This window comes from Dysosmobacter sp. Phy, assembly GCF_054476235.1.
This window is the reverse complement of record NZ_CM136997.1, coordinates 2056641-2083521: the sequence shown is the minus strand read 5'-3', so window position 1 is coordinate 2083521 and position 26881 is coordinate 2056641. Positions and strand designations below refer to the sequence as shown.

Below are 26881 nucleotides of genomic sequence, written 5' to 3'. Positions count from 1 at the left end.
ATAATTTCGTTAACGATTGCGTAATTCTGAGAAAGGCGGCGACGGCCCTATGGAGGACAAGCAGGAACAAAAATTTCACCACCTGACAGAGGATCCGGTCAGCTCTCTGATTTGCCGGCTGGCCCTTCCCTGCATCATCAGTATGCTGGTGACCGCCTTCTACAACATGGCGGACACCTTTTTTGTCGGGATGCTGAACAGCAATCCCGCCACCGGCGCCGTGGGCGTGGTATTCTCCCTCATGGCCATCATCCAGGCGGTGGGTTTCTTCTTCGGCCACGGCAGCGGCAACTTCATCTCCCGGGAACTGGGCAAGCAGCACACGGAGACTGCCTCCAACATGGCGGCCACCGGCTTTTTCGCCGCCCTGGCCACGGGCCTTGTCATCTGCATTCTGGGCCAGATCTTCCTGACGCCCCTGGCCAACTTCCTGGGCTCCACGCCCACCATTCTGCCCTACGCCCGGGACTACATGCGGGTGATCCTCTTCGGTGCCCCCTGGATGACCGCCTCCCTGGTCCTCAACAATCAGCTGCGCTTTCAGGGCAGCGCTGTGTACGGCATGGTGGGCATCGTCAGCGGCGCCGTGCTGAACATCGGGCTGGATCCACTGCTGATCTTCGTGTTCGACATGGGCATCGCCGGGGCCGCCTGGGCCACCATTTTCAGCCAGTTCGTCAGCTTCTGCCTGCTGCTGGTGGGGTGCACCCGGGGCGGCAACCTCCACATCCACATCTCCCGGGTCCAGCTCAAGCCCAGCTACTACCTGATGATCCTAAAGGGCGGCCTGCCCTCCCTGGCCCGGCAGGGCCTGGCCAGCGTAGCCACCATCTGCCTCAACTGGGCCGCCCGGCCCTATGGCGACGCCGTCATCGCCGCCATGGGTGTGGTCCAGCGGATCATGATGTTCGGCGGCTCGGCCATGATCGGCTTCGGTCAGGGCTTCCAGCCGGTGTGCGGCTTCAACTACGGGGCAAAGCTCTACGGCCGGGTGCTGGAGGGGTTCCGCTTCTGCTTCCGCAGCTCCACTGTCTTTCTGATGGCCGTGGGCGCCCTGGGATTTGCTTTCGCGCCCCAGATCGTGGCGGTGTTCCGGGATGACCCGGAGGTTATCGCCTGCGGCGCCGCGGCGCTGCGGTTCCAGTGCGTCACCTTCTGCTTCCAGGGCTGGATCGTCATGAGCAACATGATGCTCCAGACCATCGGCCGCACCGGCCCTGCCACCTTTCTCGCCATGGCCCGGCAGGGCATCTTCTTCATCCCCCTGGTGGCCATCCTCTCCCTGACCCTGGGGGTCCTGGGCATCCAGATGGCCCAGGCCGTGTCGGACCTGCTGACCCTGCTGTGCGCCGTTCCCCTGCAAAAGAGGGTCCTGCGGGAGCTGGCGGCGGAGATCCCTGCGTCAGCCTGACGCATCCCACATCCCGGCCGGAGGTCCACAGGACCTCCGGCTTTTCCAATGTTTTCAAATTGTATCGAATTGTTGCTGCTTTGTGGTTTATCCCCGGGAAATCCCGCTGCTATAATGTTGTTATCATGAAACGGCACTTTCGCCGACACACATTTTCCGAAAGGAGCTGTCCGCCATGAGACGATCGTCCCTCCTGCTGAGCATCTGCCTGGTGTTCGCCCTGGCCGCCCCGGTCTCCGCCGCCGAGACCTTCCGCCTGGAGACTGTGGACTTCTCCCTGACGGTCCCCGGCCTCTCCGACGAAGAGATCACTGTAGAGACCGGAACAGGAACCGTATCCTTCTATCACACGGCCTCCCGGGAAAACGGCGGCCTCATCGGCACGCTGGTGACGGTCACGCCACGCTGCGCGGTCTTTTCCCCAGCCTATACCCAGCCGGCGTACCGCATCGTGGCCATGGGGACGGACCGGGCCTTCTTGTGGAGATCCCCCGGCGGCGGGGTGAACTGCGGCCCGGAGACCCTGGAGGACTTCGTCCGGGCGGCGGAGGCTCTGTCGGTGGAGCAGCTGCGCAGGTATCTGCGGCCCGCCAAGCCCGACGACCTGCCGGTGCTGCGCACGGAACGGCACCTGGCCTACCTCACGGCGGAGGACGGCCTGGTGCGGCCGGACGATCCCCTGACCCGGGGAGAGCTGGCGGAGATACTCTATGCCCTGCTGGAGGCGGACAACCAGCGCAGCCGCTACCAGGGCCCCTTCTGCGACATCCCGGACGAGGCCCAGTGCCAGGCGGCCAGCTATCTGGCCAGCTACGGCATGTTCACCGGCTACGCCGACGGCGCCTTTCATCCGGAGGCCCCGGTGACCCGGGCCCAGCTGGCGGTGCTGCTGCACCGCTGCCAGTTCGCCCCGCCGGTGGGCCTCTACGGTGACACGGAGCCCTTTGCCGACGTACCGACGGACCACTGGGCCGCCGGGTACATCCACAGCGCCACGGTCCTGGGCTGGATGCAGGGCGGGTCCGACGGCCTGTTCCGCCCGGAGGCTCCGGTGACCCGGGCCCAGGCGGTGACCGCCGTCAACCGGATGCTGGGCCGGGATGCGGCCCAGAACCCGGTGGGCCTGGGTATGAGCCCCTGGTCCGATCTGACCGCCGGCCACTGGGCCTACGGGAACCTGCTGGAGGCCGCCGGGGTCCTGACAGACACCCTCGACGCCCCCTTCGCCCCGGAGGCGGACGCCCTGCCGGAGGCGGCCGATGCCAGCTCCTTCTTCAGCGAGACGGGCGGCTGGGCCGTCAGCGGCGCCCGGCTGCTCCGCACCGCCGACGGCGGCAGGACCTGGACGGAGGCGGGCAGCCCGCTCTCCGTCAGCGTCCGGGCACTGTGGGCGTACAGCGCGGAGGGCGCCGTCCTGCTGGGCGGCGGCGGAGACGCGCCCTGGATGCTGCTGCAAACGGAGGACGGCGGCGAAACCTGGCGCGACTGCTGGGCGGGCCCGGAGGTCCTGGCGGCCTGCCTGCCGGTGGAGCAGTTCGGCTCGGCCAGGGCGGCCTGGTCGGCCGTCCGCTCCGTGGAACTGCGGCCCGCCGGGGTCAACGGCGCGTATCTGCTGGTCCGGTACACCCCCTACGACAGCGTCTACACCCTGGATCTGACCGCCGTCCGCCAGACGTTCCTATCCCCCGCCGCGCCCAGCGCCGCGCTGACGGCGGCCGCCGTGTCATAAGCGGAGCCCAAAGGACGGAGCACACCGGGGATGTGCTCCATCCGCCCCTTTTCCGCAAATAACGAAAGCAGCCCGGCTCCCTCTGGGGAGCCGGGCTGTTTATCTGTGCGTCCGGTATCTTGAGCAGACTCAGAAGAATTCTTTCATGTAGGCCTCCACGTCGGCCCGGGTGCCCTGGAAGGGGCCCGGGGTCTCCATCTTCAAAGAGACCAGGGCCGTGGCGGTGCGGAGTGCGGTGGGGGTGTCGGCAGTCAGCCGCTCATTGATGTAGCCAGCGAAGGTAGTATCGCCCCGGCCGGTGCGGCCGGAGAGGTTCCGGGCCTTGATGGGGCAGGTGTAGATCTCCTTGCCGTCGTAGACCAGAACCTCGGTGTTGTGGGTGATGAGGACCTCCTTGGCACCCCAACCGTAGAGGATCTTGGCGGCCTCGGCCCGGTCGGTCAGGCCCGTCAGGATCTCCGCCTCGGCGGCGTCGGTCTTGAGGAAGCGGACGTAGGGCAGCATCTCCTTCTTCTCGGCCCAGTCGTGGTAGACCATGCCGCCGTTTTCCACCCAGCGCAGCATGCACTGGACATCGATGGCCACCATGGCGTGCTGGGCGGCGAAGGGGATCATCTCGTTGGGGATGTCCCCACCCACCAGGCCCGCCAGATGCCAGATGGCGGCGTCGATCTGGGGCACCTCGTCGGTGCGGTAAGGGGTGATGACGCTGTCCACGGTGGAGGTGCGGCGCTCCCGGTCGGCGGTGTGGTAGACGTTCTTAGTGACGAAGGACTTCTCGCTGACCAGGGGGTAGACCGTGGCGTTGGGGGCCTTGGCAAAGGCCTCCTTCAGATCCACCTCCGGGTCCGCCTTGGGCAGCACGGCGATCTTGTGGCCGATATTGGCGGCGGCATAGCCGGAGTAGTACACGGCGCCGCCGATGGCCTTGACAGTGGTGCCGTCATAGTCCACGTTGGTGTCCCGGGCCACCTCACCAATGATGAGGGAATCGTACCGGCTCATTTCCCGCTCTCCTCTCTGATCTTCTCATCCGCATCCACGAAGGACTGGAACTCCGGGCTCCACAGGTGGAACCGGCCGCTCTCGATGATGGCCTTGTATGCGTAGGAATCCTTGACGCGCTCCGGCAGGATCACGCCGGCCCGGGCCTCGTCCTTGTCCCGGTGGGTGTCAGACCCGGCCAGACGGTAATACTCCGGATGCCGCAGGCACAATTCCAGAGCCTTGTCGTTGTTGTTTTCGTGGCGGGGGTTGCCGTTGATGATCTCCGCCCCGTGGACGGCGGTCTCCTGAACCGGAGCGCTGCCCTTGCGGAAGGGGTGGGCGTGGATGATGAGCACCTGGTCATGGAACTTGTCGTAGAACTCCTGCGCGCTCATGCAGCACATATAAGGGTTGGAACGCAGCCACTGCTCGTCGATGCCGTAGACCAGGTAGTCGTTATCGTTTTCCGGGAACCGCAGTTCTGCGCCCAGGATCACGTCCAGTCCCACCTCGTCGCCCCGGGCCTTGGAGGCATGGTAGCCGGAGAGGTAGTGATCCATCACATGGTCCCAGTTGTGGTCCGTGTCGATGCGGGACAGGTACTCCGGATGCAGGTGGTCCGTGACCACCAGGCCGGAGAAGCCGTTGCGTACATAGCGGTCCACCACATCGGCCGCGGGCAGGTGCCCGCAGCGGCTGGTCTCCGCCGTATGGGTATGCGGGTCGTACAGGTATCCGTTCATAACTTAGCCTCTTTCTATCAGTATTTGCTGGATCGAACCGTCCGGCGCCTCAGCGCAGGCCGGCGCAGGTCTCTCGTTTCACCAGCGCCGGCATGAGGATCTGGTGGGCGTAGCCCTGGGTCCCGTTTTCGATCCGGTCCCGCAGCATCTCCACCGCCTGGACCGCCATGGCCCGCTTGGGCTGCTCAATGGTGGTCAGTTCGATCCGGGGCAGCGCCGTGGAGGGAATGTCGTCAAAGCCGATCAGGCTCAGCCGGTCGGGAATGGCAATATGCAGCTCGTCCGCGGCCTTCAGGATGCCCAGAGCGTTGGAATCCGTGGAGGCAAAAATGGCGGTATAGTCGATGGGTTGAGAGAACAGTTCCTTGGCCATCTGGTATCCGTTTTCAATGGAGGAGCGGGAATACTCGCTGTTAAAAAACCTCTGCCTGAGGCCCAGCTCCTGGCAGGCCCGCATGTACCCCTCCGCCCGCAGCTGGTGGGTGGTGGAATGGCGGCGGCCGAAGTACAGAATGTCCCGGTGGCCCAGTTCCCAGAGGTAGCGGGTACCGATGTAGGTGCCCCAGCTGTTGTCCGCGGCCACGTAGCTCTGGGGCTGATCCCGCAGGTTCTCCCCTAAAAACACCGTGGGCACCTGGCTGGTGTAGGCCTGGATGTTTTCGTAGGTCTTGGGGCTCTGGGGCACGATCAGGATGCCATCCACCTGGCGGCCCAGCAGCAGCTTCACCACGGTCTTTTCCTGCCGCAGGTCCGGGCCCGAATTGCACAGCATGATATTGTATCCGTGGGCCCGGGCGCTCATCTCCGCGTAATATGCCAGCTGGGACATGAACTCATTGTCAATGGCCGGCACCACCAGGCCGATCAGATCCGTTTTCTTCATCACCATGGACCGGGCCACATAGTTGGTGGTGTAGCCCATCTCGTCGCACAGCTTGATGATCCGCTCCCGGGTGGCACCGCTGATCTGGGGACTGCCGGAGAGGGCCCGGGACACAGTGGCGTAGGACACGCCTGCTGCTTTTGCCACATCCTTCAGCGTTACGTTTTTCATAGGGCATCGTCCTTCTTCCATGAGCCGCAGAGGGCGCCTCGGGAGGTCTCCCATGTCGCAAACGTTTCCGATTGCCTGGAAGCGGCGGCCACAGGGGGCGTCCCCCTGTGGCCGCCTACCCACAGAATATACGATTACATTGTCAATGTCAATATCTTTTTGGTATTTTTGTGCCATTTTCGCAATCAATAGGACAGATCTTTCTTTTTGTTTCAACAGCGTCAGTTTCTCAGAAAAATCCTGATTCTCATAAAAAAATGCCGAAAAAATCGCAAACGTTTCCGTTTTGGTCAAAGAAGCCTTCCTGCCTGTGGCGCCGGCCCCTTTCTTTCGCCCTCAATCGTCTGGGACCGTTGGGAAAATAGATCGTTAAAAAGTAAATTGTCATTGACGCGGCCCCTCAAGCTGCTGTAGAATACAAGGTAGGACAGGTGCGCCCTTTGGACCGCGCCCGTGCCTTGCCCGGCTCCGTTTCCGCTTTCGCCGCACAAGGGCAGAAAAAGCGGTTTTGGATATTGAGAGTGGATAGTTACATCTTTGTGTGAACGTACACGCTTTGCCGGACCTGTTCTTTCCCCAGGCGCCCCCCTCTGCGGGAGGGAGGTCTTTTCCGATGTGAAACTGGCGCCGTGCCGCCTGCGGCGGCCCGGTGCTCAAAAATGAAAAGGAAAGGAAGAAACACCTGATGAACGAGAAAAACTGCAAGGTTCTGGCGGCGCAGATCCGGCTGGAAACGCTGAAGGTCATCCACTCCCGTGGATTCGGCCACGTGGGCGGTTCCATGGACCTGGCCGACCTGATGGCCGTCCTGTACGGAGAGGTCATGAAATTTGATCCCAAGAATCCCCGGTGGGAGGACCGCGACTGGCTGGTGCTCAGCAAGGGCCACGCCGGCCCCGTGGCCTACGCCACCTTCGGCCTCATGGGTTATTACCCGATGGAAGAGGCCTATACCCTGAACCATCCTCACACCAAGTTCCCCAGCCACACCGACCGCAAGCTGACCCCGGGCGTGGATCTGACCACCGGCTCTCTGGGCCAGGGCGCCTCCACCGCCACCGGCGCGGCGCTGGGCAATAAGATTGACGGCCGCAACAACCACGTCTTCTGCGTCATCGGCGACGGTGAGGCGGACGAGGGACAGGTCTGGGAGGCCTTCCACTTCGCCTATGCCCACAAGCTGGACAACATCATCTACTTCATCGATAACAACGGCTATCAGCTGGACGGCCCCACCGACGACATCCTGGCCCACGGCGACATCGCCAAGAAGGCCGCCTCCTTCGGCCTGTTCACCCAGGAGATCGACGGCCATGACGTGACCGCCATCTACGACGCCATCCAGAAGGCCTACGCCACCAAGGGCGTTCCCAGCTGCATCGTGCTGGACACCTGCAAGGGCAAGGGCGCCACCTTCGCCGAGCCCAAGCACGACCACTCCTCTCAGCCCAACGAAGAGCAGTGGGCCGAGGCGCTGGCCGCCGCTGAGAAGGCGTATGAAGACGCCAAGAACGCTTAAGAGGAGGGTGAGATCATGAACGTGAAACTGATTGGTGAGCACAAGAAAGATTCCCGGGCCTGCCGGGACGGTCTCGCTCTGACGCTGAACGAGATGATGGCGGAGGACAAGTCCATCTGCTACGTGGACTGCGACCTGATGGGCTGCATCAACACCAAGATGCTGCGCAAGAACTACCCCGACCGGGCCTTTGAGGCCGGCATCGCCGAGGGCAACGCCGCCGGCGTGGCCGCCGGCCTGGCCGCCACCGGCAAGAAGGTGTTCTTCCACTCCTTCGGCACCTTCTCCTCCCGCCGCTGCTATGACCAGATCTACATGTCCGCCGCCTACGCCGGGCTGAGCGTCCGGGTGCTGGGCTCCGACGCCGGCGTCACCGCTGCCTTCAACGGCGGCACCCATATGCCGCTGGAGGACGCGGCCATGTACCTGTCCATCCCCGAGACCACCGTGCTGGATCCCGCCGACTATGACCAGCTGGCCAGCATCACCCGTCAGCTGGTGAACGTGGAGGGCGTCAGCTACACCCGCTTCGTCCGCAAGGGCATCATCCAGGTGTACGGCGAGGGCTCTGAGTTCGAGATCGGCAAGGGCGTGGTGCTGCACGAGTCCAACAAGGATGTCGCCACCATCATTACCTCCGGCATCATGGTGGACGAGAGCCTGAAGGCCTACGAGGCCCTGGCTGCGGAGGGCATCTCCGTCCGGGTCATCGACATGTTCACCTGGAAGCCGCTGGACGAGGAGCTGGTGATCAAGGCCGCCAAGGAGACCGGCGCCATCGTCACCGCTGAGAACCACAACGTCACCTGCGGTCTGGGCAGCGTGGTGGCTAACTGCCTGGCCAAGAACGCCCCCACCATCCAGGAGTTCGTGGGCGTCCAGGACCAGTTCGGTCAGGTGGGTCCCCAGGACTTCCTGATGGACGAGTACGGCCTGCGCGCCGCCAACATCGTGGCGGCCGTGAAGAAGGCCGTCGCCCGCAAGTAAATCGGATATCCGGCAGGGTCCCGATCAGGGACCCTGCCTGTATCGCCATTATTTAAAAATTTTGAAAAGGAGAACCAGATATGGATGCTTTTTCCGCTGCCCTGATGGCCGATAAGAGAGAGATCATCTTCGCGCCCACCGTGTACAAGTTCCAGACCTTCGCCGACATGGCCAAGGAGTTCGATCTGAACGAGCGGGACGTGGTGCTGACCAACGAGTTCATCTACACCCCCTTCATGAAGGACCTGGGGCTGAAGTGCAACTACGTGTTCCAGGAGAAGTTCGGCGCCGGCGAGCCCAGCGAGGAAATGATCCAGATCATGTACGACGCCATCCCCTACGACAGCTATGACCGCGTCATCGCCGTGGGCGGCGGCGCCATCATGGACCTGTGCAAGCTGCTGGGCTGCAAGCGCCCCGACACGGTCCACAACCTGTACTTCAAGCGCTTCCCCGTGATCCACGAGAAGGACGTCATTGCCATCCCCACCACCTGCGGTACCGGCAGTGAGTGCACCAACATCTCTGTGGCCATCGTCAAGGACGAGAAGGACGGCGTGCTGACCGGCGGCGAGACCAAGCTGGGCCTGGTCTCCGACGACATCATCCCCAACAAGGTGTGCCTGATCCCCGACCTGCTGCGGACCCTGCCCTACAAGCCCTTCGCCTGCTCCGCCATCGACGCTCTGGTCCACGCCACTGAGTCCTTCCTGAGCCCCCACCGCAAGACCATCACCTCCGAGCTCTTCAGCGAGAAGGCCATGGACATGATCCTCAAGGGGTTCAAGCTGATCGACGAGAAGGGTCCCGACGCCCGGTTCGACTATATGCTGGAGTTCGTGACCGCCTCCTTCTACGCCGGCATCGCCTTCCTGAAGGCCGGCTGCGGCCCTGTCCACGGCATGAGCTTCCCCTTGGGCGGCACCTATCACGTGCCCCACGGCGAGAGCAACTATATGCTCTTCGGCGCCATCATGGACTACTATGACGAGAAGAACCCCACCGGCGAGATCATGAAGTTCAAGGAGCTGGTGGCCAAGATCCTGGGCTGCAAGGTGGAGGACGCCATCCCTGAGATGAACGCCCTGCTCCAGCGCATCCTGCCCCTGCGTCCCCTGCGCGACTGCGGCTTCACCGAGGCCGACTTCAAGGCCTTCCCCCAGTCTGTGGAGGCCAACCAGCAGCGCCTCATGACCAACGCCTACTATCCCTTCGACCTCGAGAGCGAAGAGGCCATCTATCGCAAGTGCTACTAAGCCGATTTCTCCGAAAAGGACCGCCCGGACGGGCGGTCCTTTTTCTGTCAGAGAAGTCTGCTGTTTTTTTCATACCGCATTTGTGTAAAGATAGTGTTAAGAAGCAGCCTCATTTTTTGTATCTCTTTATTCAATTTGTGCATAACGCATAATATTCCCCAATATATTGTGTCTTTTCTGTGAATTATCCAAGCAAAACGCCCGTTGACTTTACTGCTTTTACCCGGTAAAATGGTACACAACTTCCAGCAGAAAGGAGCCAGCGCCATGATGTACACTTCCATGAGCAAGTCTTTCATGATGATGTCTCTCAGCGCGTCTGCCGATCAGGCAGAGGCTTCTTCCTGCGCGCACTCTGCCTGCGCCAATATCGCTCTGTCTGTGGACGCCATGATGATGGCGTCCATTCTCATTATTTGCGCCCTGGTATGCCTGGTGGTATTGCACATTTCCATTCTGGTACTGGGCCTGGTGATTCTGCTGGTAGTTTTGTTGATTAAAGTGTCCCCTCATACGCCAAGGAAGCGAACACGCGCATATTGCTGAGATACAGCAAAGCGGCTGTGCCTTCCGGGCGCGGCCGCTTTTTTGTATAATTTATTCCCAAAAGGAGCAGATGAGATGAAAAAGAAGTTTTTTGCAATGGTTCTGACCCTGGCCATGGTTCTCAGCCTGGCCGCCTGCGGCGGTAACGACACCGCCTCCGACGACACCGCTTCCACCGATTCCACTACCGAAGAGGATGCCGGCTCTGCTTCCGGCGCCGCCTTCAAGATCGGCACCATCGGCCCCCTGACCGGCGACACCGCCATCTACGGCACTGCCGTTGCCAACGGCGCCAAGATCGCCGTGGATGAGATCAACGCCGCCGGCGGCGACATCCAGTTCGAGATCAAGTCCGAGGACGACGTGGCCGACGGCGAGACCTCTGTCAACGCCTACAACACCCTGATGGACTGGGGCATGCAGCTGCTGGTCGGTCCCACCACCACCGGTGCCGCCGTGGCCGTCAGCTCTGTGGTCAACTCTGACCGCACCTTCATGCTGACCCCCTCCGCTTCCTCCACCGATGTTATCGACGGCAAGGACAACGTGTTCCAGGTCTGCTTCACCGACCCCAACCAGGGCACCGGCGCCGCTGACTACATCGCCGAGAACATGCCTGACGCCAAGGTCTACGTCCTCTATCAGAATGACAGCGCCTACTCTCAGGGCATCCGCGACACCTTCGTCGCCGAGGCTGAGGTCAAGGGCGTGAACGTCGTGGACGAGGGCACCTTCACCAAGGACACCGCCACCGACTTCTCCGTGCAGCTGACCGCCGCCCAGTCCGCCGGTGCCGACACCCTGTTCCTGCCCTTCTACTATCAGGAGGCCTCCGTGGTCCTGAACCTGGCCAGCCAGATGGGCTACGCCCCCACCTTCTTCGGCGTGGACGGCATGGACGGCATCCTGACCATGCCCAACTTCGACACCTCCCTGGCTGAGGGCGTCATGCTGCTGACCCCCTTCTCCGCTGATGCCGAGGATGAGCGGACCCAGACCTTCGTCAAGACCTATCAGGAGCAGTTCGGCGAGACCCCCAACCAGTTCGCCGCCGACGCCTATGACGCCGTTTACATCCTGAAGGCCGCTCTGGAGGCCGCCGGCTGCACCCCTGACATGTCCGCCGCTGACATCTGCGAGGCCCTGATCCCCGTGATGCCCACTCTGTCTGTGGACGGCCTCACCGGTGCCGGCATGACCTGGGACGCCTCCGGCGCCGTGTCCAAGGCCCCCATGGCCGTGGTCATCAAGGACGGCGCGTACGTCCTGCCCTGACTCCACTGAGAAAACCCAACTCCGCCGGGAGGGCTTCCCTCCCGGCGGACCCCCGCGCTTCTGCGGCGCAAACGGAAGCGGGAGGGTTTCTCCCGCCTGCGTTTGTGCCACAGGATGAAAAGAAAAAGAGGTGTGTCTCTGTATGGAATTTCTCTCTTACCTGATCAGCGGCATCAGCCTGGGCAGCGTCTACGCGCTGATCGCCCTGGGCTATACCATGGTCTACGGCATTGCAAAAATGCTGAACTTCGCCCACGGTGACGTCATTATGATCGGCGGTTATGTGTCCTTCTGCGCCGTCAGCTACCTGTCCCTTCCGGTGTGGCTGGCGGTGATCCTGGCCGCTGCGGCCTGCACGGCATTGGGCGTGGTCGTGGAGCGGCTGGCCTACAAGCCCCTGCGCTCCGCCCCCTCCCTGGCGGTGCTGATCACCGCCATCGGCGTCAGCTATTTCCTGCAAAACGCGGCCCTGCTGACCTGGGGCGCCGCCAGCAAATCCTACCCGGCTCTGATCTCCGGCACGCTGGAGCTGTTCGGCGGGCAGCTGTCCATCCCCTACGTGTCTTTGGTGACAGTGGCGGTGTGCCTGATCATCATGGCGGCCCTGACCACCTTCATCAGCCGCACCAAGCTGGGCAAGGCCATGCGGGCCTGCTCCGAGGATAAGGGCGCCGCCCAGCTCATGGGCATCAATGTCAACGCCACCATCTCCATGACCTTTGCCATCGGCTCCGCCCTTGCGGCTATCGCCGGCGTGCTGCTGTGCTCGTCCTACTTCACCCTCTCTCCCACCACCGGCTCCATGCCCGGCATCAAGGCCTTTACCGCTGCCGTGTTCGGCGGCATCGGCTCCATCCCCGGCGCCTTCCTGGGCGGATTGCTGCTGGGCGTCATCGAGGCCCTGGCCAAGGCGTATATCTCCATGAACCTGGCCAACTCCATCGTCTTTGCCGTGCTGATCGTGGTGCTGCTGGTGAAGCCGGCGGGTCTTTTGGGCAAGTATGTGCCTGAGAAAGTGTGAGGTGGCGGAGATGACAAAACCCATTTTTAAAAAGCGGTCCTATACGGATCTGTTTACTTATCTGGGCGTGATCCTGGCCTTCGCCGTCATGACCATCCTCAGCCGCCAGGGGCTGCTGAGCCGGTCTCTGACAGGCCAGCTGGTGCCCATCTGCTGCTACATGTCCATGGCGGTGTCCCTGAACCTGACTGTGGGCATCCTGGGTGAGCTGAGCCTGGGCCACGCGGGCTTCATGAGCGTGGGCGCCTTTTCCGGCGTCATCGCCGCCATGAGTCTCCAGAGCGCCATCCCCTCCGAGCCGGTCCGCCTGGCCGTGGCCATGGTGATCGGCGCCATCCTGGCGGCGGTGGTTGGCACCCTGGTGGGCATGCCGGTGCTGCGTCTGCGGGGCGACTATCTGGCCATCGTCACCCTGGCCTTCGGCGAGATCATCAAGGAGCTGGTCAACTGCCTGCTGGTGGGCTACGACGAGACCGGCCTTCACATTGCCCTCAACCTCAGCGGTGACAAGTCCGTGGACTCCCTGGGCCTGAGCGAAAACGGCACGGCCATCATCAAGGGCGCCCAGGGCGCCGTGGGCACCGCCACCATCGCCACCTTCACCGCCGGCTTCCTGCTGGTGATGGTGACCCTGGCCGTGGTGCTGAACCTCAAGCACAGCCGGGCCGGCCGGGCCATCATGGCTCTGCGGGACAACAGCATCGCCGCCGAGAGCATCGGATTGAACCTGACCAAGTACAAGATGATGGCCTTCGTCACCTCCGCCGCCCTGGCGGGTGCCGCCGGAGCCCTGTACGGTCTGAACTTCTCCTCCCTGCAGGCCACCAAGTTCAATTTCAACACCTCCATTTTGGTGCTGGTGTTCGTGGTGCTGGGCGGCCTGGGCAACATCTGGGGCTCTTTGATCGCTGCGGCAGCCCTGACCATTCTGCCGGAGGCTCTGCGCAGCTTTTCCGACTACCGGATGCTGGTCTACGCCATCGTGCTGATCCTGGTGATGCTGGCCACCAACAATCCCACCATGCGGTCCATGCTGGGACGACTGGGGCTGCGCCGCCGCGGAAAGGAGGCTGTCTGATATGTTTTCCAAACTGATTCCCGTCCCCTCCGGCGCCATGGTGCCGGACCGGGATGCCGACAAGTCTCCCATTCTGGAGTGCATCAACCTGGGCATCACCTTCGGCGGCCTCAAGGCCGTGGAGGACTTCAACCTCACCATCGGCCGCACAGAGATCGCCGGCCTCATCGGCCCCAACGGCGCCGGCAAGACCACCGTGTTCAACCTGCTGACCAAGGTGTACCAGCCCACCAAGGGCACCATCCTCCTGGACGGCCGGGACACCCACGGCATGGACGCCATCCACGTCAACCGGGCCGGTATCGCCCGGACCTTCCAGAACATCCGGCTGTTCTCCAACCTGTCCGTGGAGGACAACGTGAAGGTTGCCATGGACACCCAGATGCACTACACCATGTGGAGCGGCATCTTCCGGCTGCCCTCCTTCCGCCGGGAGGAGAAGATCGTCCGGGACCGGACCATGGAGCTGCTGTCCCTGTTCGATATGCAGCACCTGGCCTCCGCCCGGGCCGGCAGCCTGCCCTACGGCGCCCAGCGCCGCCTGGAGATCGTCCGGGCCCTGGCCACCAACCCCAGCCTGCTGCTGCTGGATGAGCCCGCCGCCGGCATGAATCCCTCGGAGACGGCGGAGCTGATGGACAATATCCGCAAGATCCGGGATACCTTCCACATCGCCGTGCTGCTGATCGAGCACGACATGAACCTGGTCATGAACATCTGCGAGGGCATCTGCGTGCTGAACTTCGGCCGCGTCATCGCCAAGGGCTCCCCCGCGGATATCCAGTCCAACCCGGCGGTCATCGAGGCGTACCTCGGCAAACAGAAGGAGGCATGAGCATGGAGACGATTTTGAAAGTGGACGACATCAACGTCTACTACGGAAGCATCCACGCCATCAAGGGTGTCTCCTTTGAGGTGGCGCAGGGAGAGATCGTCACTCTGATCGGCGCCAACGGCGCCGGCAAGTCCACCACGCTGAACACCATCTCGGGCCTGCTGCACTCCAAGACCGGCTCCGTCACCTTTTTCGGCGAGAACCTCAACCGGGTGCCGCCCCACAAGATCGTGTCCAAGGGCCTGGCCCTGGTGCCGGAGGGACGGCGGGTGTTTTTGCAGATGACCACCCAGGAGAACCTGGAGATGGGCGCCTACACCCAGCCCGGCGGACATGTGGCCGATGATCTGGACCGGGTGTTCCAGCAGTTCCCCCGGCTGAAGGAACGGCGGCGGCAGATCGCCGGTACCCTCTCCGGCGGTGAGCAGCAGATGCTGGCCATGGGCCGTGCTCTGATGAGCCATCCCAAGCTGCTGATGCTGGATGAGCCCTCCATGGGCCTGGCTCCCATTCTGGTGGAGCAGATCTTTGAGATCATCCGGAACCTGCACCGTGCCGGCACCACCATTTTGCTGGTGGAGCAGAATGCCCAGGCGGCCCTGTCTGTGGCGGACCGCGGCTACGTTATGGAGACCGGCAAGGTAGTCACCACCGGCACCGGCGCGGAGCTGCTGGCTTCCCCGGCCATCAAGAAAGCATATCTGGGCGGTTGAGAGCGCCCTTGTCTTCCCCTCTGAAAAGAGACGGCTATTGGCCGTCTCTTTTCTTTACAGATGGGTGCGGGAAATGGTATACTGCTGTCATGACAGCTTCAAAGGAGGGGACCTTATGCACGCTCAGCAGCGCCGTCAGGCCATTTGGGACATTCTTCGACGGTCCGGCGGGCCGGTCAGCGCCTCCGCGCTGGCAGAGCGGTTTTCTGTCAGCCGCCAGATCATCGTGGGGGATATCGCCCTGTTGCGGGCCGCCGGGGCCGAAATTTCCGCCACGCCCCGGGGCTATGTGATCCTGCCCGCCGCTACGGGCTTGGTACGGCAAGTGGCCTGCCAGCACGACGCCGCCGGCATGGAGGCGGAGCTCAACGCCATGGTGGACAACGGCTGCACCGTGGTGGACGTCATCGTGGAGCATCCGGTCTACGGTCAGCTGACGGGGCCGTTGCAGCTGGCAAACCGCTACGATGTGGCCCAGTTTCTCTCCCGCTGCGCCCAATCCGAGGCCCGGCCCCTCTCCGCCCTGACCGAGGGCATCCATCTCCACACCCTCTCCTGCCCCGATGAGGCCGCCTGGCAGCGGGTAGTGGCGGCTCTGCGGCAGCTGCACGTTTTATTGGAAGCGTAATTTCAGATCTCCAAGGAGGTTGTATGGGATTTCTGGATAGATTTCGCAAGAAGCCGGCGGTCAGCCCCGGCGGTTCCTCCATCTACCGCTACGAAACGCCGGAGGACCAGGGCTGGCGACCGCCCCAGGCCTACGGCGTTTACGCCGAGGCGGTCTGCGCCCACTTTGAAAAGCTCTTTCCCGGGAGGGAGACGTTCGTCTTTCACGAGATCCTCTCCGATCTGGTGCACATCGACGTGAACATCATGCGGCCCAGGGGAGAGGGAGACCACTATGTCCTCTTTACCTCCGGCATGAGCGACCTGCCCATGACCCTGCCGGAGGAGATCGCCGACCACGAGGAACTGCGATACGCCGAACTCTACCTTTTCCTTCCCGGCAGCTGGGATCTGGGAAAGGAACTTACCCTCTCGAATGATATGCCCGCATCCTCCTACTGGCCCATCCAGATGCTGAAATTCCTGGCCCGCTTCCCTCATGAGTACCACACCTGGCTGGGCTGGGGACACACCATCCCCAACGGCCCGGACTACACGCCCCTGTATGAGGAGGTTCCCTTCGGCGGCGTCGTTCTGGACCAGCTGGGACAGGATCTGGAGGCGGTGCCGGTAGAGGACGGGAAGCAGGTGAACCTGCTGCTGGCCATCCCCGCCTACCGGGAGGAGATCGAGTACAAGCTGAAATACGGCATGGAAGCCCTGGGCGATCGCTTTTCCAAGGGGGAGCTGCCGCTGGTACTGGATATCCGCCGTCCCAATCTCTGCGCCGATTTCCGGGAGGTCCTGGACTGCTGAAAAAGCGCCTTGACAGACACACACAATCCGTGTATGATACGGTAGACAGGTGTCAAGACACCTGTCTACCGTATTGTCATATTTTCTCAAACTTACGAAAGAAACAGGTGTCTCCCATGGAACAGTTCAAGGCCTTCCTGAAACGGAAAAACATCGTCATTTCTGCCAAGCGGTACGGCATCGACGCTCTGGGCGCCATGGCCCAGGGCCTCTTTTGCTCCCTGCTGATCGGCACGATCCTCAACACCCTGGGCACCCAGTTCGGCATCCCCTTTCTCACCGCCCAGGTCATCACCATCAATGACGTACCCTATACCATCGGCGGGCTGTGCTCCTTCATGAGCGGCTCTGCCATGGCGGTGGCCATCGGCTACGCCCTCCAGGCGCCGCCCATGGTGCTGTTTTCCCTGGTGACGGTGGGCTATGCCTGCAATGCCCTGGGCGGCGCGGGAGGCCCGCTGGCGGTGCTATTTGTAGCCATCATCGCCGCAGAGTTCGGAAAGGCCGTCAGCAAGGAGACCAAGGTCGATATTTTGGTGACCCCTATCGTCACCATCCTCGTCGGGATCGGCGCCGCCTGGGTCATCGCCCCGCCCATCGGCGGCGCGGCGGACGCCTTCGGCCAGCTTATCATGAGGACTACCCTGCTCCAGCCCTTCTGGATGGGAATTCTGGTGTCGGTGCTGGTGGGCATCGCTCTGACTCTGCCCATCTCCTCCGCCGCCATCTGCTCCGTGCTGGGCCTGACGGGCCTGGCCGGCGGCGCCGCCGTGGCGGGCTGCTGCGCCAACATGGTGGGCTTCGCCGTTCTGAGTTTCCGGGAAAACCGCTGGGGCGGCCTGGTGAGCCAGGGCATCGGCACCTCCATGCTGCAAATGCCCAACATCGTGAAGAACCCCCGGATCTGGCTGCCCGCCATTCTGACCTCCGCCATCACCGGCCCCATCGCCACTTGTCTGTTCAAGCTGGAGATGAACGGCGCCCCCATCAACTCCGGCATGGGCACCTGCGGGTTCTGCGGTCAGCTGGGCGTGTGGACCGGCTGGGTGGCCCCCAGTGAAAAGGCCCTGGTCAACGGCGCCGCGGCCATTGTCCCGACGGCCTTTGACTGGGCAGGGCTGCTCCTCATCTCCTTTGTCCTGCCCGCCGTGCTGTGCTGGCTGTTCGGGCTGTTCTTCCGGCGGATCGGCTGGATCCGGGAGGGCGACCTGACCCTCTCCTGAGCCCTTGCGCCCCGGCGGCAGATGTGCTATGCTGGTAAAAAATCAGGCGGTGCCGCCGCAAAGGAGAATCAGTACATGGAATACCGCAAATTCGGCGATACTTACGTGGTCCGCATGGACAAGGGCGAGGAAATCCTGGAGCAGGTGAAGGCCCTGGCCCTGGCGGAGCATATCCAGCTGGCCTCGGTCCAGGCCCTGGGCGCGGTGAACGACATCACCGTGGGCGTGTTCGACACGGTGAAGAAGGAGTACCGCGCCAACCACTTCCAGGGGGCCTTTGAGATCGTGTCCCTCACCGGCACCATCGACACCATGAACGGCGAGTTTTACACCCACCTGCACATGAGCGCCGGAGACGACCAGGGCCGGGTATTCGGCGGGCATCTGAACCGGGCCGTGATCAGCGCCACCTGCGAGATGATCGTCCGGGAGATCCCCGGCACCGTGGACCGGGCCTTCAGCCCCGAGATCGGGCTGAACCTGCTGAAATTCTGAATACTGGCAGAGGGCCGGGGAACATTCCCCGGCCCTCTCTTTTCGCGCGCCCATTGACAGTCTGTCCTTTATGTGATATATTTTTATCGTAAAGAGCGAATTAGTTCACACTTGTGGAAAAGGAGGCCTCTATGAAACAGCGGCGCAATCCCCTGTCCCATCTGGGCTGGCTCGGGTTCCTGGGGATCCTCGGCATCCTCTCCGGCGCGGTGACCATGCTGGTCTTTTTCCTGTTCTTCTTTTTCTTCACCTATCGGGCCAAAATCCCCGACGAGCTGTTTTGGGCCAATGTACACAAGGCCGCGGCCAGGACCCTGGCAGTGAATCTGACCCTGACCTGTTTGGTGATTCTGGGCATTTACGCCCGGGGGATGCACTACCGGCTGGGGATCCCGGTGGAGGAAAACGGCGTTTACCTGGTACCGGCCGTCCAGTGGAAGCAAGCCCTGCTGTTCGCGGGCTTTGCCAACTGGGTCCTCATCATCACCATCTGCACGTTCGTCTTTACGCTGATGTATCTGAATCACCGGGAGCGCCGCTTCGCGGGGCCGGAGGACGACCCATGCTGAGGACGCGGCTGAAGGAGTACCGGGCCCGGTTCGGACTGAAGCAGGAGGACCTGGCCAACCTGGTGGGCGTCCGGCGGGAGACCATCGGCAACCTGGAAAACGGCCGGTACAACCCCTCGCTGAAGCTGGCCATGGACATCGCCAAGGTGTTTCACACCACGGTGGAGGAGCTGTTCTGCTTCGAGGAGGAGTAAGGACAGGACACGGGCGCGCTGCCGGAGGGCCGTGCAGCCCCCTTCCCCAGCGGAAGCCTGAAGAGATGACGGGCGAATATAGACTCCGCCCCTACGGGTGCTCCCCCGGAGGCCTTGGAACAGCGGGCGGTCCATATCACCTGTCATAAGACGCGCAAAAAAGCCTTCCCGAACGGGAAGGCTTTTTCATTGGCGCTTATTCCTTTTCCGCCAGGTCCCGCAGGGTCTGCCCGGCGATGCGGTACACCGTCCAGTCGCTCATGGGCTCCGCCCCCAGGGAGCGGTAAAAGGCGATGCTGGGCTCGTTCCAGTCCAGGCACCACCACTCCAGCCGCCCGCAGCCCCGCTCCACAGCCAGGGCCGCCAGACGCTGCAAAATGGCCTTTCCCACGCCCCGGCCCCGGACCTCCGGCAGGACGAACAGGTCCTCCAGATAGAGGCCCGCCCGGCCCAGGAAGGTAGAGAAGTTGTGGAAGAACAGGGCGAAGCCCACCTCTCTCCCCTCCAGCACGGCGAAGAGCACCTCCGCCTTCTGCCGGTCAAAGAGCCACTCCTCCAACGTGGCCTCGTCGGCCACCACCTGATCCGCCATGTGCTCATAGTCGGCCAGGGCCCGGATGAACTGTAAGATCAGCGGCACGTCCGCCCGCTCTGCGCTGCGGAAGGTCACGGTAGTTTCCATGGAAATTCTCTCCTTTTTTCAAATCAGCGGGCCGGTGGCAAAGGTCCGCAGGGACAGGGTCTGGAAGATCTCCGCCTCGATGGCCTCGTAAGCCGCCGGGCCCCGGGACCGGCGCAGCTTCTTGTCCAGCTTGTCGCCGTTTTCAAAGAGGTGGATCAGGTAGAACCAGACCTCCTTCATCCGCTGGGCCGCGGGCTGGGGCTGGCCGTAAAACTCCCGGTACTGCCGGTACAGCTCCGCCGTGAAGGCCTCCAGCTCCTGCCGGGCGGCAGGGGCGCCGCCCCGGAGCTTTCGGAACAGAGCCGGGTCCGCCACGCCGCCCCGGCCGATCATCACCGCCTCCACCGACGGGTAGTCCCGTTCAAAGGCGGCGCAGTCCTCCACGGTCAGCAGGTCCCCGTTGTAGCACACGGGGCTGCGGCTCCCTTCCGCCGCCAGGCGGAACTGGTCGAAGTGAATGGGGCCCCGGTACTTCTCCTTGCGCACCCGGGGGTGAACGGTGAGGCAGGCGATGGGATAGCGGTTATAGATCTCCAGCAGGCGGGCAAACTCCTCCGGGGTCTCGTAGCCCAGCCGGGTCTTGACGGACACCGGCAGCTTCACAGAGGCGAACACCTGGTCGAAAAAGCGGTCCAGGTCCTCGGGATGGGCCAGAAACCCGGAGCCCTTGCCCTTGGCGGTAACGGTACCGGAGGGGCAGCCCAGGTTCAGATTCACCTCATCATAGCCCAGGTCCTCCGCCACCTCCGCCGCCCAGAGGAAGTCCTCCGCCCGGCGGGTCATTACCTGGGGCACCAGGGGCAGATCGCCGTTGTTGGCCCTCTCCAGCTCCCGCCGGTCCCGCTGGGTCAGGATGTGCTGGTCCGTGGGGGAGAAAAAGGGGATGAAGTACCGGTCCGGCCCGCCGAACATCCGATGGTGGACCCGGCGGAACACCACCTTGGTGATGCCGTCCAGGGGGGCGAATTCGTAGCGGACGATCACAGCAGCCGCTCCTCCCACTCCTTGGGGCGGAAGCCGGTCAGCACAAAGTCCTCCCCCACCAGCAGCGGCCGCTTGACCAGCATGCCGTCGGTGGCCAGCAGGGCGATCTGCTCGTCCTCACTCATGGCGGGGAGCTTGTCCTTCAGGCCCAGGGCCTTGTACTGGAGGCCGCTGGTGTTGAAAAACTTCTTCAGGGGCAGACCGCTCAGTTTCCACCAGCGGGTCAGTTCTTCGGCGGTGGGGTTTTCCAGCTTGATGTCCCGGAAATCGTAGGTGATGCCCTTCTCGTCCAGCCAGGTCCGGGCCTTCTGACAGGTGGAGCACTTGGGATAGCAGATGAACAGCATGGCGGTTCCTCCTTTATTTTAATACGCGCTGATATCCAGGGAGGCGTCGTCGGAGCCCTTTTCGATGGCACGGACCTCCACCTGGTATTTCATGGCCGGGCTCACCTCCACGGTGACCCGGTCCCCCACCCGGCGGCCCAGCAGGGCCCTGCCCACAGGGGACTCCTTGCTGATGAGGCCTTTCAGGGCATCCTGGCGCAATGTGGTGACGATGCGCAGGGTCATCTCCCCCTTGGTCATCTCGTTGTAGATGGTGACCTTGTCAAACAGGTTTACGGCATCGTCCTTCGACTCCGGTGCAATGACCTTGGCGGTACGGATCATCCGCTCCAGATAGCGGATGCGGCTGTCGTTGCGGTTTTTGGCCTGCTTAGCGCAGCGGTACTCAAAGTTCTCGCTGAGGTCACCGAAAGCCCGGGCAGTCTGGACCTCCTCGATCAGCTGCGGCCGCAGGACGCGAGTGCGATAGTCGATCTCCTCTTTCATCTTCCGGATATCCACTTCCGTCAGTTCGTCATACATAGGTCCTCCTTTCGCCGGAACACCGGCGGTCCCTTCAAGCAACATGCAAAAAAGCGCCGGAGCAAAGCGAACTTTGCTCCGGCGTGGTGACCCGGCGGGGATTCGAACCCCGGACCCACTGCTTAAAAGGCAGTTGCTCTGCCGACTGAGCTACCGGGTCAAACATGCTCTCGCCGCCGGGGCGGCAGGAAAAATGGCTGGGACGGCTGGACTCGAACCAGCGGATGAGGGAGTCAAAGTCCCTTGCCTTACCACTTGGCGACGCCCCAATGTGGAAGGAAAACAGGGGACCGGGGCAACCCCGATCCCCTGTTTGTCTGGGGTGGGAGATGGGACTCGAACCCACGACACCCGGAACCACAATCCGGTGCTCTAACCAACTGAGCTACACCCACCACATATTTTGCCGACGGCAGCCCCCGCAGGGGGCTTGGTACGCCAGAAGGGACTCGAACCCCTGGCCCACTGCTTAGAAGGCAGTTGCTCTATCCAGCTGAGCTACTGGCGCGAATTTGATTGGAGCAGGTGACGAGAATCGAACTCGCATCCCCAGCTTGGAAGGCTGGTGCCCTGACCATTGTGCTACACCTGCGTCTGCCCTCCGTGGAAATCGTCAGCTTAGATATGATATCATGAACCTTCCTTCCTGTCAATACCAAAGTACGGTTTTTTTCGCGCTTCTCAGCGGCAGCGTTCCAGGAAGGCCCCCAGCAGCCGCCCGCCGTCGGCTGCGCCCGCAATGGCCAGCGGCCCCGTCAGCCGCTCCGGGTGCCACTGGACCGCCCAGACCGGCAGCGTCTCGTGGCAAAAGGCCTCCACGGTGCCGTCCGGCGCCCACTGAACCGCTTGGAGCCCCATGCCCAGCCGGTCCGCCGCCTGGTGGTGGGCACTGTTGACCACCGGCCGCGTTCCCCAGAGGGAGCCAAAGGTCCTGGGCGCGGCGGCCACGGCGTGGAGCCGGTCCCGGGATACAGCACTGTGTCCCGGGAGGTCCTGTACCAGGGTGCCGCCGAAAAAGACGTTGATGGTCTGGAGCCCCCGGCAGATCCCCAGCACCGGCTTCCCGCACGCTGTGAACTGCTCCAGCAGTGCCAGTTCCGCATCGTCCCGCTCCGGCTCCAGGTCCCGGCAAGCAAAATTCTCCTGGCCATAGCGCCAGGGCTCCAGATCTCCGCCTCCCGGCAGCAGCAATCCGTCGCAGTCCGCCGCCTCCGAGGTCTCCTCAGAAAAGCGCAGCAGCCCTCCGGCTGCCATGATCGCCGCTGTATAGTTCTGATAGCGCGCACGCTGCCCATACGCAAAAAGCACCGGTACACGGCCCATGAAAAGCGCCTCCTTTTCCCTATCATGCTATGCGTCTCCGCTCCTTGTCAACCCACCGTCCCGCGGATTTTCCGCCAGACACTTGCATCGGGACAGAAAATATGGCATAATACGAATCACGGCCCGGGCCCATTCTGGAGATGTACCCAAGTGGTTGAAGAGTCCGCACTCGAAATCGTCACTCATGAAGGCGTGGCAAAAAATCGCGAATCCTTGTGCCGCAAGGGATTGCAGGATTTAGAAAAAGTGCAAAAAACGCAAAACGCTAACAGAATGCTAACAGTTTTCCCGAAAAGTGAATAAAGTAGGTTGTAAATCGGGCGACCGATTTTCAATAAATGGAGGTGTACCCAAGTGGTTGAAGGGTCCGGATTCGAAATCCGGTAGGTCGGCTTCGCCGGCGCAAGAGTTCGAATCTCTTCACCTCCGCCATAACATGGAGCAGGAGTCGATCATTTATGGTGATCGACTCCTGCTCTTTTACATGCTATAATTTAGAAAAGATTGGATCGAGTAATTGAATCGTGTTGCATACAGTAACTAATCATTTTTAGGGGGGAGAAATATGCCAAAAAGAAGAAATAGATCCAATATAGTTTTCGCAAAAGATTACCCACCCCGAATTGCTTGGTATGATTCATTGGCTGTATACAGAGACTTAGTAATCCTATTTGAGTACGCAAATAAAAACTTGCTCCACAAAGATTTTGACTTGATTCAACAAGATGTGTCTGAAAGAACGGTTTGCGCAAATCTTATGCTACATTTGAACCGCTCTTTGTGGGGAACCCCATTTCGTTCATATTACACTGATGTAGAGTATAATCGAAATAAAAATGGTATAGTAAAAACCATAATAGATCGAAATGAGGTTATCACTAATATTACATGTGATCTAATTATGCATAGTAGAGGGAAATATATAGAACAAGATAATTTGCTTGCTCTGGAAATGAAGAAATCCAGTCGACCAGATAGCGAAAAGCAAAAAGATAAGAACCGCCTCATTGCGCTAACCAGAGACGGGTATTCAGCTTGGTCCTTTGATGGGGTAACATTACCAGATCATGTTTGCCGATATATTCTTGGTATATATTATGAAATTGATTTTGATCATCATCGTATTTATTTAGAATATTATCGACACGGTGAATTGATAGACTCAAAAATTATTGTTTTATAGATGATTCCATGGAATAAAAATCTGTTCAAAGGTTTGGAGAAAATGGCTCTTTGCGTGTAGCACATTTTAAGACAGCGGCACGAGATTAGACTCCATGCCGCTGTCTTTTTCTGTTATTCTTCATGATTTGATGTATCGCTTCAACTGCTGGTAAAAGTTCTCCCGGGTACCGGCCAGGATGACCACCACCAACTTGCCGTCCTCCTCATAGATGCGGTAGGCGATCTCGTAATTGGTCTTGTTGTAGTAGACATCGTAGCCATAAATTCCAGACAAGTCTCCGGTCTTGCTTTCCCCGGTGTAGGGATCTTGGGCGATGGCTTCCAAGGCCTTGCGAAAGGCGTCCTTCAAGCCTTTCTCCTTCAGCTTCTTGAAAAACCGCTCCGCGCCGGGCAGGTACCACAGCTCATACATGGCTCAGTCCTCCCCGAACAGTTCATCCAGAGATGGGCCGCTCTGACCGGAGGCTACCAGGGTATCCGCCTCCTCGATCATGCGCTCCACAGCGGGGCGCACTTTTTTCTGCTCTGCCTTAAATCGTTCCAGCAGCTGCTCTCCGCTGTATCCCTGGGCAATGAGATCGGCCAGGATGTACTCGGAAAACTCCCCGCCGCTCTGGGCCTTGACAGGACGGATCACCAGCTCATCTCCCCGGAGAATGCACTCCGCCTCCTCATCAAAGCCCAGACGCTCAAAGTACCGCTGGGGAATGGTGACCTGCCGTTTGGATGAAATGCGGATTGTCTTACGCTCCATACGCCGCTCCTTTGCCGCTGTTGGCATTTGCTTCTCCCTCCTATCCTATGCCGCATTCAAAAATTTTATACCATTTTCTTTGTTTCTTGATTTCTTTGATTTTAGTATAACACAGGGAAAGGAAATGTCAAGTTACACCCTATCATAGTGACAGCGGCATGGAGTCTGGCCCCATGCCGCTGTTCTGCTCCTCTGCCTGAAACTCCTTTATCCATTCCTTGTGCTGCTGGGAGGGTACGGCAATGGCCTGCCCTTTGGCGGACGCCAGCCAGCAGGCCAGAGATTCCTTGGAGTACTGCAGTTCATTCCGGTATTTCAGCCCCTGAATCTTCCCCAACTTCCACCAGCGGTTGAGAGCATTCACACTGTACCCACATAGTTCCGATGCCTGTCGGGTTGTCAACATATCGGGCCAGTCCTCCCAGCACTCCAACAGGTAGGCGCAAAGCTCGACCTCATCCAGCAAGGGACTGGTCGGACGGACTGGGCGGGATCTATCACTGGAGAAGATCCCCTGTGGAATGACATCATCCAGCAGTCCCGCATCCCGCTGTTCCAGAAAGCAAATCATATCCTCCAGGCGGATGGAAAAACGCCGCGTCTGTTTGCCGGAGTCCTGACAGGGAATTACTCCATGTTCCAACAGCCAGCGGGCTTTTCGTTTGCTGATGTGGCAGATCCGATAGAGTTGATCCATGGAGATGGTTTCAGGGTATTCTTTCCAAAAATAACTGTAGTCCATCCCGTCACCTCACACGGATAGGCCCATACCAAAGCCATCCTCTTCCTGCTCCTCTGCCGTTTTCTCCTCGGCAAAGGCTGCGGTGATGGCGTCCGCCGATTCCAACTTGGAGTTGAAATCCAGGTGGGAGTAGATGTCGGCGGTGGTGGCAAAGGTGGAGTGTCCCAGCCACTCCTGGATCTGCTTCATGGGGATACCCTGGCTGAGCAGCAGACTGGCACAGCTGTGGCGCAGGTCATGGAACCGGATGTGCCGCAGGCCGTGCTGCTTCAGCAGCAGTTTGAAATGGTCGGTAATGTAGTTGGGCCGAAACAGTTTGCCCATCTCGTCGGTGCACACATAGTCCAGGTAGTCGGTGCAGTAGGACTTCTTGAACAGTTTCTGGTACTTCTGCTGCCGGGTACGCTGCTCCTTCAGCAGAACCCGCACTGGCGGGATCAGAGGCAGCGTGCGGAAACTGGACTTGGTTTTCAGCTTGTCCTCGGTGTAGAGCCGGACCTTACCGTCCACGATGCCCTCGGTGACCTTGTGGTTGATGGACAAGGTGCCCTTCTCAAAGTCGATGGCGCTCCAGCGGATACCCAGCACCTCGCTGCGCCGCAAGCCGTAGTAGGCGGCCAGTTGGATCACCACAGAGATGGAGTCATCCTTGGTGGCCTCAAACAGGTCAGCCAGCTCCTCCTTGGAGTAGAACGCCGCCAGATATTTTCCCTTTTTGGGCCGGTCCACCCGGTCGGCCACATTTTCGTTTACCAACCCGTTTTTCACCGCATACTGCAGCGCCTTGCGTACCACAGCGTGATAGTGGATCACGGTGTTGGCGTTGCAGCCGTCCTTGAAGATGGACTGGTGCAGCTCCCGGATGTGCTTGGGCTCCAGTTCCTCCAGTCGCAGTCCACGCTCCCGGAAGAATGCGTCCAGCCGGGCGTCGATGAGGCCCTTGTAACTCTGATAGGTGGTACGCTCAATGGTGGGAGCCGTGATTTTCAGCCACTCCCGCAGGAAGTCCGCAAACAGCGGGGACTCCTCCTGTGGGGGTTCCGGTTCCATGATCCCGGAACTGTACTCCTTCTTCAATTCCTCCAGGCGGGCCTGGGCCTTGCGCTTGTTGCCCTTCACCGGAATACCAAGGGCAACGGATTTCTGCCTGCGTTTTCCGTTTTTGTCATACAAATTCAAAACAGCGGTGTAACGGCCGTTTCGTTCGAAGAGACTTCCGGTAACTTCTCGGTTGCTCATAGGAACCATCCATTCCTCCTCTCAAATCAACAGCGTCCATTCAAGG

31 protein-coding genes and 6 tRNA genes are annotated in these 26881 nt (G+C 61.0%); 20 read left to right on the top strand and 17 right to left on the bottom strand.

Annotation, left to right across the window (positions count from 1 at the left end; all coding sequences use genetic code 11):
* Positions 1 to 49 precede the first annotated feature (49 nt).
* Both ACVDHE_RS10200 and ACVDHE_RS10195 read left to right on the top strand, forming a co-directional pair.
* Positions 50 to 1411, top strand: a complete 1362-nt coding sequence (locus ACVDHE_RS10200) for an MATE family efflux transporter (protein ID WP_458884503.1) — start codon at positions 50 to 52, stop codon at positions 1409 to 1411.
* 175 nt (positions 1412 to 1586) lie between these two features.
* On the top strand, positions 1587 to 3140 hold the full coding sequence (locus ACVDHE_RS10195) for an S-layer homology domain-containing protein (protein WP_458884502.1): 1554 nt from the start codon (positions 1587 to 1589) through the stop codon (positions 3138 to 3140).
* 129 nt (positions 3141 to 3269) lie between these two features.
* Here ACVDHE_RS10195 and ACVDHE_RS10190 read toward each other — a convergent pair whose 3' ends face one another.
* From ACVDHE_RS10190 to ACVDHE_RS10180, 3 genes are read right to left on the bottom strand one after another with little or no spacing between them, the layout of a single operon-like run.
* The gene (locus ACVDHE_RS10190; RefSeq protein WP_458884501.1) at positions 3270 to 4145 is read right to left on the bottom strand and encodes a PfkB family carbohydrate kinase; all 876 of its coding nucleotides are present in this window, start codon (positions 4143 to 4145) and stop codon (positions 3270 to 3272) included.
* Positions 4142 to 4870 (bottom strand): PHP domain-containing protein, encoded by a 729-nt coding sequence (locus ACVDHE_RS10185; RefSeq protein ID WP_458884500.1) that lies wholly within the window; start codon positions 4868 to 4870, stop codon positions 4142 to 4144. Before ACVDHE_RS10185 ends, ACVDHE_RS10190 begins: the two co-directional genes overlap by 4 nt.
* 49 nt (positions 4871 to 4919) lie before the next feature.
* The gene (locus ACVDHE_RS10180) at positions 4920 to 5924 is read right to left on the bottom strand and encodes a LacI family DNA-binding transcriptional regulator (protein WP_213037951.1); all 1005 of its coding nucleotides are present in this window, start codon (positions 5922 to 5924) and stop codon (positions 4920 to 4922) included.
* A gap of 685 nt (positions 5925 to 6609) precedes the next feature.
* On the opposite strand from ACVDHE_RS10180, the gene ACVDHE_RS10175 reads away from it, so the two are divergent.
* The 15 genes from ACVDHE_RS10175 (at position 6610) to ACVDHE_RS10105 (ending at position 19057) form a co-directional block, all read left to right on the top strand.
* On the top strand, positions 6610 to 7443 hold the full coding sequence (locus tag ACVDHE_RS10175; protein ID WP_213037950.1) for a transketolase: 834 nt from the start codon (positions 6610 to 6612) through the stop codon (positions 7441 to 7443).
* Between the two features lie 15 nt (positions 7444 to 7458).
* Complete coding sequence (locus ACVDHE_RS10170) at positions 7459 to 8430, top strand: transketolase family protein (protein WP_458884499.1); 972 nt, start codon at positions 7459 to 7461, stop codon at positions 8428 to 8430.
* 80 nt (positions 8431 to 8510) lie between these two features.
* Positions 8511 to 9686, top strand: a complete 1176-nt coding sequence (locus tag ACVDHE_RS10165; RefSeq protein WP_325227268.1) for a 4-hydroxybutyrate dehydrogenase — start codon at positions 8511 to 8513, stop codon at positions 9684 to 9686.
* Between the two features lie 267 nt (positions 9687 to 9953).
* On the top strand, positions 9954 to 10232 hold the full coding sequence (locus tag ACVDHE_RS10160; RefSeq protein ID WP_325227269.1) for a hypothetical protein: 279 nt from the start codon (positions 9954 to 9956) through the stop codon (positions 10230 to 10232).
* 75 nt (positions 10233 to 10307) lie between these two features.
* Entirely contained in the window at positions 10308 to 11507 is a 1200-nt protein-coding gene (locus ACVDHE_RS10155) for an ABC transporter substrate-binding protein (RefSeq protein WP_458884498.1), read from the top strand.
* 142 nt (positions 11508 to 11649) lie between these two features.
* Positions 11650 to 12528, top strand: a complete 879-nt coding sequence (locus tag ACVDHE_RS10150; protein WP_458884497.1) for a branched-chain amino acid ABC transporter permease — start codon at positions 11650 to 11652, stop codon at positions 12526 to 12528.
* 10 nt (positions 12529 to 12538) lie between these two features.
* Entirely contained in the window at positions 12539 to 13606 is a 1068-nt protein-coding gene (locus tag ACVDHE_RS10145) for a branched-chain amino acid ABC transporter permease (RefSeq protein WP_213037944.1), read from the top strand.
* A gap of 37 nt (positions 13607 to 13643) precedes the next feature.
* Positions 13644 to 14441 (top strand): ABC transporter ATP-binding protein, encoded by a 798-nt coding sequence (locus ACVDHE_RS10140; protein ID WP_458886173.1) that lies wholly within the window; start codon positions 13644 to 13646, stop codon positions 14439 to 14441.
* Positions 14442 to 14443: 2 nt separating this feature from the next.
* Positions 14444 to 15154 carry an ABC transporter ATP-binding protein gene (locus tag ACVDHE_RS10135; RefSeq protein WP_213037942.1) on the top strand — a complete coding sequence of 237 codons (711 nt, stop codon included), beginning with the start codon at positions 14444 to 14446 and terminating at the stop codon, positions 15152 to 15154.
* 115 nt (positions 15155 to 15269) lie between these two features.
* Positions 15270 to 15782 (top strand): transcription repressor NadR, encoded by a 513-nt coding sequence (locus ACVDHE_RS10130; protein WP_213037941.1) that lies wholly within the window; start codon positions 15270 to 15272, stop codon positions 15780 to 15782.
* A gap of 23 nt (positions 15783 to 15805) precedes the next feature.
* A complete protein-coding gene (locus tag ACVDHE_RS10125; protein ID WP_213037940.1) occupies positions 15806 to 16576 on the top strand; it encodes a suppressor of fused domain protein in 771 nt (256 codons plus the stop codon).
* Between the two features lie 116 nt (positions 16577 to 16692).
* Entirely contained in the window at positions 16693 to 17799 is a 1107-nt protein-coding gene (locus tag ACVDHE_RS10120; protein ID WP_458884496.1) for a PTS transporter subunit IIC, read from the top strand.
* A gap of 75 nt (positions 17800 to 17874) precedes the next feature.
* The gene (locus tag ACVDHE_RS10115; RefSeq protein ID WP_458884495.1) at positions 17875 to 18294 is read left to right on the top strand and encodes a PPC domain-containing DNA-binding protein; all 420 of its coding nucleotides are present in this window, start codon (positions 17875 to 17877) and stop codon (positions 18292 to 18294) included.
* Positions 18295 to 18425: 131 nt separating this feature from the next.
* Entirely contained in the window at positions 18426 to 18863 is a 438-nt protein-coding gene (locus tag ACVDHE_RS10110; protein ID WP_458884494.1) for a DUF3796 domain-containing protein, read from the top strand.
* Positions 18857 to 19057 (top strand): helix-turn-helix transcriptional regulator, encoded by a 201-nt coding sequence (locus ACVDHE_RS10105; protein ID WP_213037936.1) that lies wholly within the window; start codon positions 18857 to 18859, stop codon positions 19055 to 19057. Before ACVDHE_RS10110 ends, ACVDHE_RS10105 begins: the two co-directional genes overlap by 7 nt.
* A gap of 196 nt (positions 19058 to 19253) precedes the next feature.
* On the opposite strand, the gene ACVDHE_RS10100 is transcribed toward ACVDHE_RS10105, so the two are convergent.
* From ACVDHE_RS10100 to ACVDHE_RS10055, 10 genes are all read right to left on the bottom strand, one after another.
* A complete protein-coding gene (locus ACVDHE_RS10100; protein ID WP_418724897.1) occupies positions 19254 to 19739 on the bottom strand; it encodes a GNAT family N-acetyltransferase in 486 nt (161 codons plus the stop codon).
* Positions 19740 to 19757: 18 nt separating this feature from the next.
* On the bottom strand, positions 19758 to 20723 hold the full coding sequence (locus tag ACVDHE_RS10095; protein ID WP_458884493.1) for a tRNA dihydrouridine synthase: 966 nt from the start codon (positions 20721 to 20723) through the stop codon (positions 19758 to 19760).
* A complete protein-coding gene (locus tag ACVDHE_RS10090; protein WP_325227283.1) occupies positions 20720 to 21070 on the bottom strand; it encodes an arsenate reductase family protein in 351 nt (116 codons plus the stop codon). The genes ACVDHE_RS10095 and ACVDHE_RS10090 overlap by 4 nt, the downstream gene beginning before the upstream one ends.
* Positions 21071 to 21088: 18 nt before the next feature.
* Complete coding sequence (locus ACVDHE_RS10085; RefSeq protein ID WP_213037932.1) at positions 21089 to 21592, bottom strand: GreA/GreB family elongation factor; 504 nt, start codon at positions 21590 to 21592, stop codon at positions 21089 to 21091.
* A gap of 84 nt (positions 21593 to 21676) precedes the next feature.
* Positions 21677 to 21752: transfer RNA gene (locus ACVDHE_RS10080), tRNA-Lys, on the bottom strand.
* 34 nt (positions 21753 to 21786) lie between these two features.
* Positions 21787 to 21861: transfer RNA gene (locus ACVDHE_RS10075), tRNA-Gln, on the bottom strand.
* A gap of 49 nt (positions 21862 to 21910) precedes the next feature.
* Positions 21911 to 21987, bottom strand: a tRNA-His gene (locus ACVDHE_RS10070).
* Positions 21988 to 22023: 36 nt separating this feature from the next.
* Positions 22024 to 22100 (bottom strand) — tRNA-Arg (locus ACVDHE_RS10065).
* Between the two features lie 9 nt (positions 22101 to 22109).
* Positions 22110 to 22184: transfer RNA gene (locus tag ACVDHE_RS10060), tRNA-Gly, on the bottom strand.
* 89 nt (positions 22185 to 22273) lie between these two features.
* Positions 22274 to 22915, bottom strand: a complete 642-nt coding sequence (locus tag ACVDHE_RS10055) for a gamma-glutamyl-gamma-aminobutyrate hydrolase family protein (protein WP_458884492.1) — start codon at positions 22913 to 22915, stop codon at positions 22274 to 22276.
* 150 nt (positions 22916 to 23065) lie between these two features.
* Here ACVDHE_RS10055 and ACVDHE_RS10050 point away from each other — a divergent pair, with 150 nt between their 5' ends.
* The 3 genes from ACVDHE_RS10050 to ACVDHE_RS10040 all read left to right on the top strand — a co-directional run bounded on the left by ACVDHE_RS10050 (position 23066) and on the right by ACVDHE_RS10040 (position 24098).
* The gene (locus ACVDHE_RS10050) at positions 23066 to 23218 is read left to right on the top strand and encodes a hypothetical protein (RefSeq protein WP_458884491.1); all 153 of its coding nucleotides are present in this window, start codon (positions 23066 to 23068) and stop codon (positions 23216 to 23218) included.
* A 37-nt stretch (positions 23219 to 23255) separates the two neighbouring features.
* Positions 23256 to 23347: transfer RNA gene (locus tag ACVDHE_RS10045), tRNA-Ser, on the top strand.
* Positions 23348 to 23480: 133 nt separating this feature from the next.
* Positions 23481 to 24098 carry a hypothetical protein gene (locus tag ACVDHE_RS10040; protein ID WP_458884490.1) on the top strand — a complete coding sequence of 206 codons (618 nt, stop codon included), beginning with the start codon at positions 23481 to 23483 and terminating at the stop codon, positions 24096 to 24098.
* A 120-nt stretch (positions 24099 to 24218) separates the two neighbouring features.
* On the opposite strand, the gene ACVDHE_RS10035 is transcribed toward ACVDHE_RS10040, so the two are convergent.
* The 4 genes from ACVDHE_RS10035 to ACVDHE_RS10020 all read right to left on the bottom strand — a co-directional run bounded on the left by ACVDHE_RS10035 (position 24219) and on the right by ACVDHE_RS10020 (position 26835).
* Positions 24219 to 24512, bottom strand: a complete 294-nt coding sequence (locus ACVDHE_RS10035; protein ID WP_458884489.1) for a type II toxin-antitoxin system RelE/ParE family toxin — start codon at positions 24510 to 24512, stop codon at positions 24219 to 24221.
* 3 nt (positions 24513 to 24515) lie between these two features.
* Positions 24516 to 24854, bottom strand: coding sequence for an AbrB/MazE/SpoVT family DNA-binding domain-containing protein (locus ACVDHE_RS10030; RefSeq protein WP_458884488.1), 339 nt, complete (start codon positions 24852 to 24854; stop codon positions 24516 to 24518).
* 142 nt (positions 24855 to 24996) lie between these two features.
* Entirely contained in the window at positions 24997 to 25596 is a 600-nt protein-coding gene (locus ACVDHE_RS10025; protein ID WP_458884487.1) for a helix-turn-helix domain-containing protein, read from the bottom strand.
* Between the two features lie 9 nt (positions 25597 to 25605).
* Positions 25606 to 26835: a tyrosine-type recombinase/integrase gene (locus tag ACVDHE_RS10020; RefSeq protein WP_458884486.1), complete on the bottom strand. Its 1230-nt coding sequence runs from the start codon at positions 26833 to 26835 to the stop codon at positions 25606 to 25608.
* Positions 26836 to 26881: the final 46 nt, after the last annotated feature.